Here is a 13262-nt window from a genome sequence, read left to right as displayed (position 1 = left end):
CAGTCGGATGGCGCCTTTTTTCATCCCTTTACACTTTGAACTGCCCCACCAACTGCTGCTGTTTATCTGCCAGTACCGACAATTCACGACCATTTTCGGCAGAGGTCGCCGCTTCGGCACGGATGGTATGGCTCACATCGCGAATGTTGCTGACGTTGCGATTAATCTCGTCTGCCACCCGGCTCTGCTCTTGGGCTGCACGGGCAATCTGCTCGTTCATTTGATGGATAGTGGAGACCGACTGGATGATCTGCTCCAGCACCTGCACCGAGAGGTCCACCTTGGCGAGGGTCTCGTCCGCCTGACCATGGCCATCGCGGATCGCCTTGACCACGGCGCCGGTACCGGATTGCAGCAGGCTGATCAGAGTCTGGATCTCGACGATGGCATTCTGGGTGCGGCCAGCCAGATTACGCACCTCATCAGCCACCACCGCGAAACCACGGCCCTGTTCACCGGCCCGTGCCGCCTCGATCGCCGCATTCAATGCCAGCAAATTGGTCTGCTCGGCAATCCCCTGGATCACGATAAGGATGTCATTGATGTTGTCACTGTTGGCGGCGAGCCGTTCCACCACCGGCTGGGCATCGTTGATGATGGTCATCAGCTTGCGCATCGCCGCCTGGGTATCTGCGACCACATATTTACCCTCTTGCGCCGCAGCATCTGTGGTGTTGGCCGCCGCAACTGCAGAGCTGGCATTACCGGATACCTGCAGCGCCGTGGCGCTCAGCTCTTCAAATGCGGTCGCCACCAGATCGATCTCCTGATACTGGGCCTGCATACCACTGCTGGTGCGCTCGGCAACTTGCGCCGCCTGCTCGGCACTGCTGCGGGTGCCGGCAACCGTATCAATCACCTGACTGATAGTGGATTGCAGCTTGTTGAGGAAACTGTTGAACCACTTGGCCAACTCGCCAATTTCATCTTGTCGCAGGATCTCGATACGCTGGGTCAGATCCCCCTCACCGGTGGCGATATCCTTGAGACGGGCCACCACGGCGCGAATAGGAGCCACTATCTGGCGCGCCATCAGCCAGATAAAAATCAACGCCACCAGTGAAATCAGCACCCCGATCATCAGCTGCGAGACCACGCTACGATTGGCCTCACTGGCAAGATCATCCTGCAGTTGCTGGGCCGAAGCGAGCACCACGGCCCTTGGCAACTCGATATAGATACCCCATTTACCGTCGGTACCCCGCATCGATACCGGCATAAAGGTTTGCAACAGGGCACCATCGCTGCTCCAGCGACTCAGCTCTTGTCCCTGGCTGAGCCACCCTTTCAGCTCGGTGGCCAACCCTTGATACTGCTGACCCAATCCGCGCCCCAGGGTCACCTCAAACTGATCCGCCCCCGCCACTCGCCCCTCATGGCTCACCAGCAATATCTTGCCTTGGCCGTCATAGAGCTCCTGATCCATTGCTGAAACCAGATTTTGCAAAGTGCTCAGGGAGATATCGACCCCGACCATGCCCAGCAATGTCCCCTGATCAAGCAAGGGTGCGGTGACCGAGGTCATCAAGACTTTTTTGTCGCCAACATCGTCCAGATAGGGTTCCAGCAAACAGAGTCCACGGGAGCGGATACTGCAGCGATACCATTCGTTTTCGACCCCGCCAGCAGCGGTAGGTGTCTCGTCAGCAAGCACATCCTCGTTCTGCACCTCGGCAACCAGCTTGCCATTGTCATAGGCCCAGTAAGAGGAGAATCGTCCCTTGTCGTTGGCGCCAAGTTCGGTCGAGCCCTGATAATTGCTGTCCTCTCCATCCAGCTGGTCAGGCTCGAACACCGCGTATACCCCGAGCAAATTGGTGGATGAGGCGGCAGCATCGTGTAACTGCTGATTGATGGCACTGCGCAGCGCCTCTGAATGAACAAAGTTGTCGGCCGCATTCTTGCGCTGGAACAACACGCTCTCGGCCAGCAAACTGGCCCGGAAATAGGCCTCATCGAGATAGCTGGTCACCTTGGCCGCCTGCTCGGAGCCCATCGCCTTCATCCAGTTCTCGGCTGACTGCTGAGCATCCTGCATGGTGGCTTGTCGCACCTGCTGCTGCATCTTGTCCGCGTTATATATCGAGGAAGCGACCAGCGCAGCAGCGGTGATCAATAGACAGCAGCCAGCGATCAGGGTAATCCGGCCCTGGACAGAAAGTGCGCTCATGCCAATGTTCCTATGTAAGAGAGAGCGATATGGGTAGATTATCGACTTTATAAACAAAAACTTAACCATCTCACAGCAAATCCAGTGATAGCTGGTTAACCTCCCCCTCTTTTGGCAACCCCACCACCAGCCCCAGCAAGCGCACCGAACGCCCTTCCGCACGCAGCAGACCCTCTTTTAGCAAAGGGATAAACAGGCTGGCCTGATAGCCGCCTTGGCTGCGATAGACAGTAGTCTGATGGAAGTCGGCAAATTTTATTTTAATCCCCTGTCCCATCACCTGCTCGGCACCACAAGCAGCCTGGAAACGCCGCTCTAGCTCCGGCAGCAACTGCTGCAATACCGTCATACAAGCCTCCTCGTTCGACAAATCACTTGCCAACGTGGTCTCCACTCCGATGGTTTTGCGGATCCGGTGCGCCTGCACCGGCTGCTCATCCAGACCCCAGATCCGGCTCGTCAGCATCTCGCCCAACTTGCCAAAACGGCGGCACAGCTCGTCGGCAGGTAAGGATCGCGCATCCTCGCAGGTGTAAAGCCCCTGCGCCTCCAGCCGCTCGGCAGTCTTGCGGCCGACCCCGGGCAGTTTGCCAAGGGGCAACTGGCAGACAAACTCCGCCACCTCATCGGGGCGAATGACAAACAACCCATCAGGCTTGCGCTGCTCCGAGGCGAGCTTGGCCAGAAACTTGTTCGGTGCCACCCCGGCCGAGGCGGTCAGGCCCAGTTCGCTGACAATGGCCTGACGGATCTCTTGGGCCATCAAGGTGGCACTGCCGCCACAGCAGGTGCTATGAGTCACATCGAGATAAGCCTCGTCCAGCGACAGCGGTTCCACCAGATCGGTATAACGGAGGAAAATGGCCCTGAGCTGGCGGGAGATATCCTTGTACACCGCCATTCGCCCGGGGATCAGTACCAGCGGCGGACAGAGCTTTTTCGCCAGTGCGCTCGGCATGGCGGAGCGCACCCCGAAGCGACGCGCCACATAGTTGCAGGTCGAGATGACACCACGCCGCTCGGAGGCTCCACCGATGGCGAGCGGCACATCCCGCAGTGAGGGGTTGTCCCGCATCTCCACTGCGGCAAAAAAGCAGTCCATGTCGATATGGATGATCTTGCGCATACCACTGTATAAATAAACAGACATGGCATCATCTTACCCCAAGGACAGCAGTAGCTCTATCTCTCTCATTGCGGCTAGAATAATAGACTCCAAGGAGACCTTTATCATCACAATGACAAGGAGCTTTCGGGATGAAATATGTTTGGCTGGGACTCTGTTTGCTGCCGATGGCTGGCATCAGCAAGAACAACCCGACGGCAGAGTGCCGCTGGCTGTACGACCGGATTGAGATACTGGAACAGGCTATCAAGAAAGGGGACACGCTAGGTACCGAACAGGAGTTGTCGCGCTGGCGCGGGGAGTTCGAGAGCAAGCAATGTAAACAGTACGACTACTGAGCCGGACAAGATGGCGTGATCGACAACGGCTGATAACAAACGGGCCCCGGTCAAGATGAGCGGGGCCCGTTTTTCAAAGCATGGCTAGCTTGATTCATCAGCAAAGTGCGGTCAGGGCAGCACCATGGGGCCTGCCACCGCCATCGCTACCTCATCCCCGCGCAGCACCCGCACCAGCTCCAGAGCAAACTCGATGGCACTGCCCGGCCCCTGACTGGTAATAAGGCGATGGGCCTCATCCCTGACCACCCGCTCACAAGACAACAACGACACGGGCAGCTGCGGCTGAAAGGCGGGGTGGCAGGTGACGATGGCGCCATCCAGCAGGCCGTGATGTTGCAACACCACCACGGGGGCGGCACAGATGGCAGCGCGCCAGCGGCCAAGAACTGCCTGCTCTTTCAGCAGGTCGATGGCCAGCGGGGTATCGCGGATCACTTCGCTGCCGGGCAGACCGCCAGGCACCACGATGGCCTCAAAGTCCCGACCGGTAAGCTCGTCGATATGGCAATCCGCCACCAGTTGTACTCCGCGCGAGGCGCGGATCTGCCGTAACCCGGCAGGACAACAAGAGGCCAACAGCACCTCGATGCGAGCACGCACCAGGGTATCAACGATGGCAACTGTCTCAATCTCTTCAGACCCGGGGGCCACCAGCACCAGTACACTCATTTATGCCTCCTTGCTTCTTGCCTGCCATAGCCAGGATTCAGACGTTCTGACTCTTCTCTTTAATCGCCTGATAGAGCCCCTGATTGACCGGTGCGGCGATACCATGTTTGGCCGCCTTGCTCAGCAGGAAGCCGGTGATGGCTTCGATCTCGGTCTCTCGTCCCAGCTCCATATCCTGATACATGGAGGAGTAGTTGTCGGCAGTCAACTCAACCACCGTCATCGCCCGGCGCTGCAGCTCTTCAGCCGTGGTGGCAATACCCTCGGCGCACATCACATCCGCCACTTCCACACAGATCTGCTGCAGGACATCAGCAAAACGGGGGCCCGCCAGCTCGCCGTTTTTCAGCTTGTAGAGCGCAGTAAGCGGATTGATGGCACAATTTATCGCCAATTTTTGCCACTGACGAGCCAAAACATGCTCATCCCAGCCGGCCTGGCCGAGGGCAGTAGCAAGATCATCCGCCAATCCGGCATAAGCCTTGGCAGCCTCATTGATCGGGCCCAGCCAAGTTTCACCCTTGCCAGTATGGCGGAAGACAAAATGGCCGCAGCGCATGGCACCATGGCTGGTCACCCCGGCAATCACCGGATTGTGCGGGAACATCTCAACTACCTGCTCGGCAATCCCCATCCCGTTGTGCAGCAGCACAATCGGTACCGCGGCATCCAGTTTACCTGCCAGCGGCGTCAGAGCGGCAATCACCTGGCTGGCCTTGGTCATCACCAGCAGACGCTTGATCTTGCCGGGTTTGCTGACAAATCCGCGCTCGATATTGAGCAGTTGCACCTGCCCTTCCAGCGAGGTGAAATCGGTCCCCGGATGGAGCGTAGACTGATGGTGATCGCGCAACAAGACACGGGTTGATTGGCCGCTGATGGTCAACAGGGAGGCAACCACGCCGCCGAGGGCGCCGCATCCCAACAGTGACCACTGCGGGATAACAGGTGGAATAACAGCAGGGGTAGCAAGTTGTCGGGAACTCTTAAATCCGCTTGGCATGATGTGACTCTGTCAGGGTAAGGGTTGCATTCCTCTCAACCTGTTACCGAAGGAAATTGAAGATATCATGAATGGACACTAACGGGTCCACCCGTTCTGTGCGCAGGGGATTCTAGCAGAGCGGCCCTATCAAAATCAGCAAATTTGCCGATTTTCTGGTAGATTTGCCCACCTATAGCGCAACATGAGGAGCCCTGACATGCCGTCATTCGATATTGTCTCAGAAGTCAAAATGAACGAGGTGTTGAACGCCGTCGAGAACGCCAATCGTGAACTGGCGACCCGTTTCGATTTTCGTGGTGTTGAAGCCAGCTTCGAGCTGAACAAAGAAGAAGTAAAGTTGGAGGCTGATGCCGACTTCCAGCTCAAGCAGATGGTCGAGATCCTGCGCGCCGCCCTGCTCAAGCGCAATATTGAGAACAGCTCGATGGAAGCTGGGGACAGCGTTCACTCCGGCAAACGCTTCCACCTGACCGTCAAGTTCAAGCAGGGGATCGAAAAAGAGATCGCCAAGAAGCTGGTCAAGCTGATCAAGGACTCCAAGATCAAGGTGCAAGTTGCCATTCAAGGGGATGAAGTGCGTGTCACCGGCAAGAAGCGTGACGATCTGCAAGAGGCTATGGCACTGGTGCGTGGCGCCGAGCTGGGTCAGCCGATGCAGTTCCAGAACTTCCGCGATTAATTTATCCACTCAGCCGTGGCGCACTCATTGACTCGTGCCACGCTATAAATCGCAGCCATAAAAAAACCGGAGCAGATGCTCCGGTTTTTTGTACCCTTTGTACCCCAAGCTTGATTAGAACTTGTAGGTAACAGAGAAGTAGTGACCGAAACCGGTAGTGTTCAGACCACCAAAGGCACCGTTGTTGATACCGTAGATTTCGTTGAAGTACTTCAGACCGTAACCAACAGCGTAACGGTCGGAGTGCCAGTAGATACCGTGGAAAGTACCCAGGCCGTTAGCACTCTGGTTGTTGTCGCCGTGGATATCTTTATCAAACAGATAATCCAGGTAGCCCTGATAGGAGACGAAGCTGCCGTTGGAGAAGGTATAGAAAGGCTTGAACCAGTTCATGGAGAACTGATAACCGTTCCAGTCACCCTCTTCGGCCTTGAAGCCACTTTCGGTTGCATGGCGAGCATACAGGTTCATGCCAACTTTACCGAACCAAGGTACCTGTACATCAGCACCCAGACCGATCATGTTCTCCATCATGGAGTCATCAACGTTGTTCAGGGTAGCGACGTAGAGCTCTTGCACCGGACCGAAGGATAGATCTTTACCAGTCAGGGCATCCAGAGAGAGACGCGGGGCGAACTTCATGAAGATGTTCGGGCCATTGTGTTTGTCGCTATGGCTGCTTTGGAAAATATCGAACACATCGACATAGCCATAGAGATCAAACATACCGGAACGACCACCGAACTCCATTTCCAGGTAGGTGTCGTTGTAGTCGCTGCCCATGTAAGGACGTTGGTCAATGGTATGCATTACGTTGAACTGCATCCATTTGAAATCATTCTTGTGGATATCACCGCTGTAATCAGCAGCAAAGGCCGGAGTAGCGGCAGCAGCCAGCAGACCGGCAGCGATCAGAGTCTTGGTAAATTTGGCCATTTTATTGGTCTCTTGTGCGTTAGTTGAGGTTTTCCGTAGCCTGCCCACAAGGAGCGAGAGGAATTCTAATCAAATAAAATCAGGGGAGAAACAACTTCTCGGGAACTTTATCCGGAAGTGTGAATCTAATCACCCCGCATTTTACGCAAACGCTTGCTATTTGTCAGCAGCAGATAGCAAGTGATTCCCCTTTCTGGCTACCAAAACAATCAACAGTAACACCGGCAAGCCGAGCACACTGGTCGCGACAAAGAAGGTGCTGTAGCCAATTTGCTCCACCACCTGCCCCGAGAAACCGGCCAGCAACTTGGGCAATAGCAACATCACCGAGCTGAACAAGGCGTACTGAGTCGCTGAAAACGCCACATTGGTCAGGCTGGAGAGATAGGTCACGAAAGCGGCGGTTGCAATACCGGCGCTGAGGTTATCCAGCGAGATGATCAGGGTCAGCAGCTCCAGGTTGTGGCCCACCTGATGAAGCAGGGCGAACAGCAAATTAGTGCTGGCGGTGAGCAATGCGCCGAGAAACAGAATACGCAAGGTACCAAAACGCATCACCAGTATTCCCCCCAGCGCGGCCCCCACCAGGGTCATGATGACGCCAAATACCTTGGTGATACTGGCCACTTCGGTTTTGCTGAACTGCATATCCACGTAAAAGCTGTTGGACATCACCCCCATCACCACATCAGCCACCCGATAGCAGGCGATAAGCGCCAGGATCAGCAGCGCCGAGCTGCCATAGCGACGGAAAAAATCGGCAAACGGACACCAGACCGCTTCGTAGCCCCAGGCCCCCGCACTCGCCAGTAGAGCAGGCCACCCTTTTTCCAGCAGCAGCGCCTTGCGCTCGGCCTGTTGCTCACCCTGCCCCGCCAGATCGATATCCGGTTCGTGACAAAACAGGGTGGTAATAACCCCGAGCGACATCAGGCCCGCCATCACCAGATAAGTAATTTGCCAGCCACGGTAGTCATAACCGCTATTGCTGCCAAACCAGGCCGCCAGCGCCAACGCACCCGCGCCTGCCATGATCATCGCCAGCCGGTAGCCGGTCATATAAGAGGCAGCCATAGCTGCCTGCAGCCGCTCGGGGGCGGACTCGATGCGATAGGCATCAATGACAATATCTTGTGTCGCCGAGGCAAAGGCTACCAGCAGGGCAAACATCGCCAGTTGAGCCAACCCGGTCTTGGGATCGCAGAACGCCATGCCAACCAGCGCCGCGGCGATCAGCAACTGGGAGAAGAACATCCAGCTACGGCGACGACCCAGCAGTCTCGAGAGCAGCGGCAGCGGCATACGATCCACCAGCGGTGACCACAACCACTTGAAACCATAGGCCAGCGCAACCCAGCTCATATAACCGATATCGGTCAGGCTGACATCGGCTTCGCGCAACCAGAATGAAAGGGTACCGAACACCAGCAACAGCGGCAGGCCCGATGAGAAACCCATAGCAAAGAGAATAAATACCCGAAATTCGAGATAAACGGCGAGGGACTCTCTCCAGCTTGGTTTGCGGACCATATTCAACTACCTGACGACTTTGGAAAAGTGCGCCATTTTGGCAGGTTGATGGCCGATAGCCAAGGCGAGCAAAGAGATAGGCGCAAAGAAGCCTGAATAGAGAAAAGGCCCATCCCAAGCGGGATGAGCCTTGCATCGTGCGTGACGAGAGCGCAGTGACGACCAGCGTCCGGCGAGGTTACTTGCCGGCTTTCTTGTCGACTTTCTTGTCCGCCGCAGTTTCAGCCAGTAGCACCACCTTCTTCAGAATGATGGGGCTGGTTGGCACATCGTTGGCGCGCAGAATGGAGCTGTAACCGGTCTGCACCTGAGCCAGCTTGTCCAGCACATCCATCCCCTGTACCACCTGACCAAACACGGTATAACCGGCAGCGCCACCGGCGTTGAGGTTATTGTTGTCGACCAGATTAAAGTAGAACTGGCGAGTGGCGCTGTCGACCGATTGGGTGCGGGCCATGGCAATGCTGCCGCGTTTGTTGGGCAGACCGCCACGAGACTCGTTGATCACGGGGTCAAAGGTGGGCAGTTGCTGGAACTGCTGGTTGTAGCCGCCCCCCTGCACTACAAAGTCCTGGATCACCCGGTGGAACAGGCTGCCATCGTAGCTGCCATCAGCCACATAACGCAGGAAGTTCTTCACCGTCTGGGGGGCTTGTTTAGACGCCAGTTCCACCACGATATTGCCGTGGTTGGTCTCCAATCTCACTTTCGGGCCCGCAAATGCCAACGGGGCGATCAACATGGCCAGTAACCAGAGTTTTTTCATCATCAGACCCCTGCACCGCTCGGTTGACCTTTCAAGTAACCACGCAGCGCGTCATCCGCCATGATCTGTTGCAGCACGCTGCCCAGTTGCAGGTTCAGGGTCGACTCCAGATCGGCCATGCCCGGCTCGCTCGGGCTCTCCTTGCTGGAGGACATGTTGAACTGCTTGGTCAGACGGTTGCCCTGGAAATCAGCGATCACCTGCAGGCTGACGCGGGACTTGGTGACGTAGGTAAAGGTCTTCTCTTCCACGTTGACCGCCGCATTGGAGATCACCAGTGTCAGGTTGGTGGTGCCACTGTTGCCCACTTCCAGACCCTGGCTGCGCAGCCCTTCGGCCAGCCGCTCGGCCATCAGCAGATTGAGCGGGCGTTCGCTATTGACCAGCACCGGCGCTTTCTCTTTATGTTTGATGGAGAAGACGTAGGCAGCCTCACGCTTGTCTACCCCTTCCATGGTAATGCGGTTGCCAGAGTAGTATTGCTGGTTGGCGGGGATCACCTGCGGATTGAGCAGCGCCGTCTCCGGCCAATGAGTGGCACACCCGCCCAGCATCAGGGCGGCCAGCAGCAAGAGTGACTTTTTCATCATGGTTTCCTTTGGCTTTAGCGTTTGATGGCTTTCAAAATAACGAATTTGCTGTTCGACGCAACGACTTGTGCGTTGGCAAACAAGCGCTTGAGTTTGTTGTGATAGTCCAGATGACGGTTGCCTACTATCCAGAGTTCACCCCCTTGAGGCAACACCCGGTGCGCATCACTGAACATCTGCCAGGCGATATGATCGGTGATCGCCTGCAGCTGATGGAAGGGGGGATTGCAGAGGATCCGATCCGCCGAACCGACCGCCACGCCGTCGAGACAGTTGTTGACCATAAAGCGGGCGCGCGGCAGTGCGTCAGGCAGATTGTGCTCGACGTTAAGCTGTGCCGAAGCGACCGCCATATAGGATTCATCGATAAAGGTCACCTCGACCTCACTGTCTTTGGCGAGCAGCGAGAGGCCCAGCACCCCGTTGCCGCAACCCAAATCGATCACTTTCCGCGCACTGTTGATCGGTAAATTGTCCAGCATAAAGCGGGCACCGATATCGAGACTGGTGCGCGAGAAGACGTTGGCATGGTTGTGGATCAGCATGTCGGTCCCCTCCAGCGGCCAGACGGTCGGGAACGGATTGGTCAGCGCGGGTTGCTCTGCCTGCGGCTCGCAGTGAATGAGGCGCGCCTTTTTCCAAGCCAGCGAAGTACGGGTCGGCCCCAGATACTTTTCGAACAGCTTGAGCGTGGAGGTATGAATATCCTTCGCCTTGCCAGCGGCGATGACGCGGGTTGCCGGTGTCACCACCTGACGCAACGCCAGCAGTTGCTGCTCCAGCAGCGCTTGGTATTTGGAGACCTTGATCACCACCAGCACGGGGGCATTCGGCAGCGGTGCCAGCCCATCCTGCAGCGTTATCCCGTCAGCATCGAGTCCGTTGTCGGCCAGATTGGCCAGGGTCGCCCGTTCGCTGATATAGGAGTCGGTGACGCAGCAGGGGGAGTGAGGATGCAGGTATGCCGCCAGCGCCCCGAAGCCGTCATTCATGATGATTACCGGGCCCGCCTGCTCGAGGGGAGATTCAGCCAGGGTGTTGATCAGATATTCGTCAGCCGCATCCCAGGCTTGCAGGGTCTCCTGACTCTGCCGCGGATAGCGGTAGAGCATGAGCTGGCAGTGGGGAGTGTCGAGAAGGGTTTGCATAGGAAGAGTCCAACCTCGGCTTGGTTCGTGTATACAGGCGCCAGGGGTGACGCAAAGTGGCGCTATTCTAACGAGGAGCAGAAATTTCACCAGTTCGATGCGCATCAAGCGGGCGAACGACGGCGATTTCTCCCTTTCGGGGGCTTATTCCATACCGCAACTGCCGCTAGAATGGCCCGACATTCACTCTGGAAGCAGACCCGATGACTATCCAACAACTGATTGCAGCCAAGCTGACCGCCGCCCTCTCCCCGACTCTGCTGGAGGTGATCAACGAAAGCCACATGCACCGTGTGGAACCGGGTTCAGAGAGCCACTTCAAGGTGGTGATCGTCAGCGAGCAATTTGCAGGGCAACGGCTGCTGGCTCGCCATCGCCAGGTCAATGCCATTCTGGCCGATGAGCTGGCAGGCGCTGTTCATGCACTGGCTCTGCATACCTACACAGAGAACGAGTGGCAGGAGAAGGGCAATGCCCCCCGTACCCCGAGCTGCGTTGGCAAGCCGTCCCTCTTCTGATCAAAGCGCAGCCCTCATCCCCCCACTGGGGCGCGCCACACAAAAATGCAACAACTTTCCCCAATTAGACCGTAAAAGGCTACATCTAAAGGGGTATTTTGCAGGGTGATCACTTTTGTTGATAGCTGAGATAACAACAAATACCCCTATCGAGGTATCCAAATAAAAAAACCTTTAAAACCACGACTTACAAGGCATCAGAGGCTTATTCATTGCAGGTTAATTTTGTGATGGCACGGGGATTTTGCCCATTTTGCATGGCAGAAAATGCACCTTAAGTGGTAAACTCAAGCGCTTTTGAGTGACCTTGCATGTTGAATAATTGTTAAGCCTGAATATTTGGCGTGACCACAGCAGCGGCTCATTCAACCACCCGTCGTGATGTATTTCTCGGCGCTAACCAACCTCTCTTCCCGTAACGGTAGTGCAATTGAGTATGATTACAATCAAAAGAGGACTGGACATCCCCGTGCTGGGTGCGCCAGAGCAAGTAATCTACGATGGCCCCGCCATCACCCGTGTTGCGACACTGGGCGAGGAGTTCGTGGGGATGCGACCTACTATGTTCGTCAAAGTAGGTGATCGCGTCATCAAAGGTCAGGATCTTTTTGAAGACAAGAAGAATCCGGGCGTTAAATTCACAGCTCCCGCCACCGGTGTGGTTTCAGAAATCAACCGTGGTGCCAAACGTATTCTCCAGTCAGTGGTCATCGACCTCGACGGATCCGATGAACAGGTGACCTTTGAGCATGTTGCTTCTGCCGAGCTGGCCAAGCTCGAGCGCAGCAAGGTGCAAGAGATCCTGATCACATCAGGTCAATGGACTGCATTGCGTACTCGTCCATTCAGCAAAGTGCCGGCGGTAGGCTCTGCCCCGCGCGCCATCTTTGTTACTGCAATGGACAGCAACCCGCTGGCCGCCAGTGCCGAGCTGATTATCAAGGAACAGCCACAGGCATTCCTCGATGGTCTGGCCGTCCTGACCCGCCTGACCGACGGTAGCGTCTATGTCTGTAAAGGCGAAGGCAGTCTGCCCCACTCTCCGCTGGCTCAGGTCAAGGAAGAGATCTTCGTCGGGCCACACCCTGCCGGTTTGCCAGGTACCCATATCCACTTCCTGGATCCGGTCAGTAGCACCAAGGTGCAGTGGCATATCAACTATCAGGATGTGATCGCATTCGGCAAGTTGTTCACCACAGGTCAGATCTGCACCGACAAGGTGATCGCGCTGGCCGGTCCGAACGTGCTCAAGCCGCGTCTGCTGCGTACCCGTTTGGGTGCCTGCATCAGCCAGTTGACCAACAATGAGCTGCGTGCCGACGAAAACCGTGTTATCTCCGGATCGATCCTCAGTGGTGCCAAAGCCGAAGGGGTTCACGACTACCTGGGCCGTTATCACAATCAGGTCTGTGCATTGGGTGAAGGTCGCGAGAAAGAGTTCCTTGGCTGGATCAACCCCAGCGCCAACAAGTTCTCGATCACCCGCACCACCCTCTCTCACCTGATGAAGGGCAAACTGATCAACTTCACCACCACTACCAACGGTAGTGACCGCTCCATGGTACCGATTGGTAGCTATGAGCGGGTGATGCCACTCGACATCCTGCCAACCTTGCTGCTGCGAGACATGATCTCTGGCGATAGCGATGGTGCGCAAGCACTGGGCTGCCTGGAGCTGGATGAGGAAGATTTGGCGCTCTGTACCTTTGTCTGCCCTGGCAAGACAGAGTACGGCCCAGTCTTGCGTGAGTGCCTGACCAAGATTGAACTGGAAGGTTAAGCA

The 13262-nt window shown here is 56.3% G+C and carries 13 protein-coding genes; 4 read left to right on the top strand and 9 right to left on the bottom strand.

Annotated elements, in window-relative coordinates:
- Window positions 1-28 precede the first annotated feature (28 nt).
- Both BN1135_RS07195 and dinB read right to left on the bottom strand, forming a co-directional pair.
- Window positions 29-2170, bottom strand: a complete 2142-nt coding sequence (locus BN1135_RS07195; protein WP_042019996.1) for a methyl-accepting chemotaxis protein — start codon at window positions 2168-2170, stop codon at window positions 29-31.
- Between the two features lie 70 nt (window positions 2171-2240).
- On the bottom strand, window positions 2241-3296 hold the full coding sequence (gene dinB, locus BN1135_RS07190) for a DNA polymerase IV (protein ID WP_042019994.1): 1056 nt from the start codon (window positions 3294-3296) through the stop codon (window positions 2241-2243).
- 131 nt (window positions 3297-3427) lie between these two features.
- On the opposite strand from dinB, the gene BN1135_RS07185 reads away from it, so the two are divergent.
- Window positions 3428-3634 (top strand): hypothetical protein, encoded by a 207-nt coding sequence (locus tag BN1135_RS07185; RefSeq protein ID WP_042019992.1) that lies wholly within the window; start codon window positions 3428-3430, stop codon window positions 3632-3634.
- A 111-nt stretch (window positions 3635-3745) separates the two neighbouring features.
- Here the strand turns inward: BN1135_RS07185 and BN1135_RS07180 are convergent, their stop codons facing one another.
- Window positions 3746-4306, bottom strand: coding sequence for a DJ-1 family glyoxalase III (locus BN1135_RS07180; RefSeq protein WP_042019991.1), 561 nt, complete (start codon window positions 4304-4306; stop codon window positions 3746-3748).
- A 37-nt stretch (window positions 4307-4343) separates the two neighbouring features.
- Entirely contained in the window at window positions 4344-5309 is a 966-nt protein-coding gene (locus BN1135_RS07175) for a ketopantoate reductase family protein (protein WP_042019989.1), read from the bottom strand.
- Window positions 5310-5508: 199 nt separating this feature from the next.
- Here BN1135_RS07175 and BN1135_RS07170 point away from each other — a divergent pair, with 199 nt between their 5' ends.
- On the top strand, window positions 5509-5991 hold the full coding sequence (locus BN1135_RS07170) for a YajQ family cyclic di-GMP-binding protein (protein ID WP_042019988.1): 483 nt from the start codon (window positions 5509-5511) through the stop codon (window positions 5989-5991).
- 114 nt (window positions 5992-6105) lie between these two features.
- On the opposite strand, the gene BN1135_RS07165 is transcribed toward BN1135_RS07170, so the two are convergent.
- The 5 genes from BN1135_RS07165 to BN1135_RS07145 all read right to left on the bottom strand — a co-directional run bounded on the left by BN1135_RS07165 (window position 6106) and on the right by BN1135_RS07145 (window position 10961).
- On the bottom strand, window positions 6106-6927 hold the full coding sequence (locus BN1135_RS07165) for a nucleoside-specific channel-forming Tsx family protein (RefSeq protein WP_042019986.1): 822 nt from the start codon (window positions 6925-6927) through the stop codon (window positions 6106-6108).
- Between the two features lie 156 nt (window positions 6928-7083).
- On the bottom strand, window positions 7084-8463 hold the full coding sequence (locus BN1135_RS07160; RefSeq protein ID WP_042019985.1) for an AmpG family muropeptide MFS transporter: 1380 nt from the start codon (window positions 8461-8463) through the stop codon (window positions 7084-7086).
- Window positions 8464-8635: 172 nt separating this feature from the next.
- On the bottom strand, window positions 8636-9223 hold the full coding sequence (locus BN1135_RS07155) for a peptidylprolyl isomerase (protein WP_042019982.1): 588 nt from the start codon (window positions 9221-9223) through the stop codon (window positions 8636-8638).
- Window positions 9224-9225: 2 nt separating this feature from the next.
- Window positions 9226-9810, bottom strand: coding sequence for a YajG family lipoprotein (locus BN1135_RS07150; protein ID WP_042019980.1), 585 nt, complete (start codon window positions 9808-9810; stop codon window positions 9226-9228).
- A gap of 17 nt (window positions 9811-9827) precedes the next feature.
- Entirely contained in the window at window positions 9828-10961 is a 1134-nt protein-coding gene (locus BN1135_RS07145) for a methyltransferase (RefSeq protein ID WP_042019978.1), read from the bottom strand.
- A gap of 203 nt (window positions 10962-11164) precedes the next feature.
- Between BN1135_RS07145 and BN1135_RS07140 the strand changes: the two genes are divergently transcribed.
- Together BN1135_RS07140 and BN1135_RS07135 are read left to right on the top strand one after the other, a co-directional pair.
- Complete coding sequence (locus BN1135_RS07140; RefSeq protein ID WP_042019976.1) at window positions 11165-11479, top strand: BolA family protein; 315 nt, start codon at window positions 11165-11167, stop codon at window positions 11477-11479.
- 436 nt (window positions 11480-11915) lie between these two features.
- On the top strand, window positions 11916-13259 hold the full coding sequence (locus tag BN1135_RS07135) for a Na(+)-translocating NADH-quinone reductase subunit A (RefSeq protein WP_042019975.1): 1344 nt from the start codon (window positions 11916-11918) through the stop codon (window positions 13257-13259).
- Window positions 13260-13262: the final 3 nt, after the last annotated feature.

The sequence above is a fragment of the Aeromonas sobria genome (genome assembly GCF_000820145.1).
Lineage (GTDB): Bacteria > Pseudomonadota > Gammaproteobacteria > Enterobacterales > Aeromonadaceae > Aeromonas > Aeromonas sobria.
Note: the sequence above shows the minus strand (reverse complement) of the source record. Positions and strands in the feature narration are given on the sequence as shown.

Bases quoted from the DNA above. Each gene is read 5' to 3' on its own strand.
- BN1135_RS07195 (WP_042019996.1), bottom strand. From the start codon at position 2,170: ATGAGCGCACTTTCTGTCCAGGGCCGGATTACCCTGATCGCTGGCTGC.
- dinB (WP_042019994.1), bottom strand. From the start codon at position 3,296: ATGCGCAAGATCATCCATATCGACATGGACTGCTTTTTTGCCGCAGTG.
- BN1135_RS07185 (WP_042019992.1), top strand. From the start codon at position 3,428: ATGAAATATGTTTGGCTGGGACTCTGTTTGCTGCCGATGGCTGGCATC.
- BN1135_RS07180 (WP_042019991.1), bottom strand. From the start codon at position 4,306: ATGAGTGTACTGGTGCTGGTGGCCCCCGGGTCTGAAGAGATTGAGACA.
- BN1135_RS07175 (WP_042019989.1), bottom strand. From the start codon at position 5,309: ATGCCAAGCGGATTTAAGAGTTCCCGACAACTTGCTACCCCTGCTGTT.
- BN1135_RS07170 (WP_042019988.1), top strand. From the start codon at position 5,509: ATGCCGTCATTCGATATTGTCTCAGAAGTCAAAATGAACGAGGTGTTG.
- BN1135_RS07165 (WP_042019986.1), bottom strand. From the start codon at position 6,927: ATGGCCAAATTTACCAAGACTCTGATCGCTGCCGGTCTGCTGGCTGCT.
- BN1135_RS07155 (WP_042019982.1), bottom strand. From the start codon at position 9,223: ATGAAAAAACTCTGGTTACTGGCCATGTTGATCGCCCCGTTGGCATTT.
- BN1135_RS07150 (WP_042019980.1), bottom strand. From the start codon at position 9,810: ATGAAAAAGTCACTCTTGCTGCTGGCCGCCCTGATGCTGGGCGGGTGT.
- BN1135_RS07145 (WP_042019978.1), bottom strand. From the start codon at position 10,961: ATGCAAACCCTTCTCGACACTCCCCACTGCCAGCTCATGCTCTACCGC.
- BN1135_RS07140 (WP_042019976.1), top strand. From the start codon at position 11,165: ATGACTATCCAACAACTGATTGCAGCCAAGCTGACCGCCGCCCTCTCC.
- BN1135_RS07135 (WP_042019975.1), top strand. From the start codon at position 11,916: ATGATTACAATCAAAAGAGGACTGGACATCCCCGTGCTGGGTGCGCCA.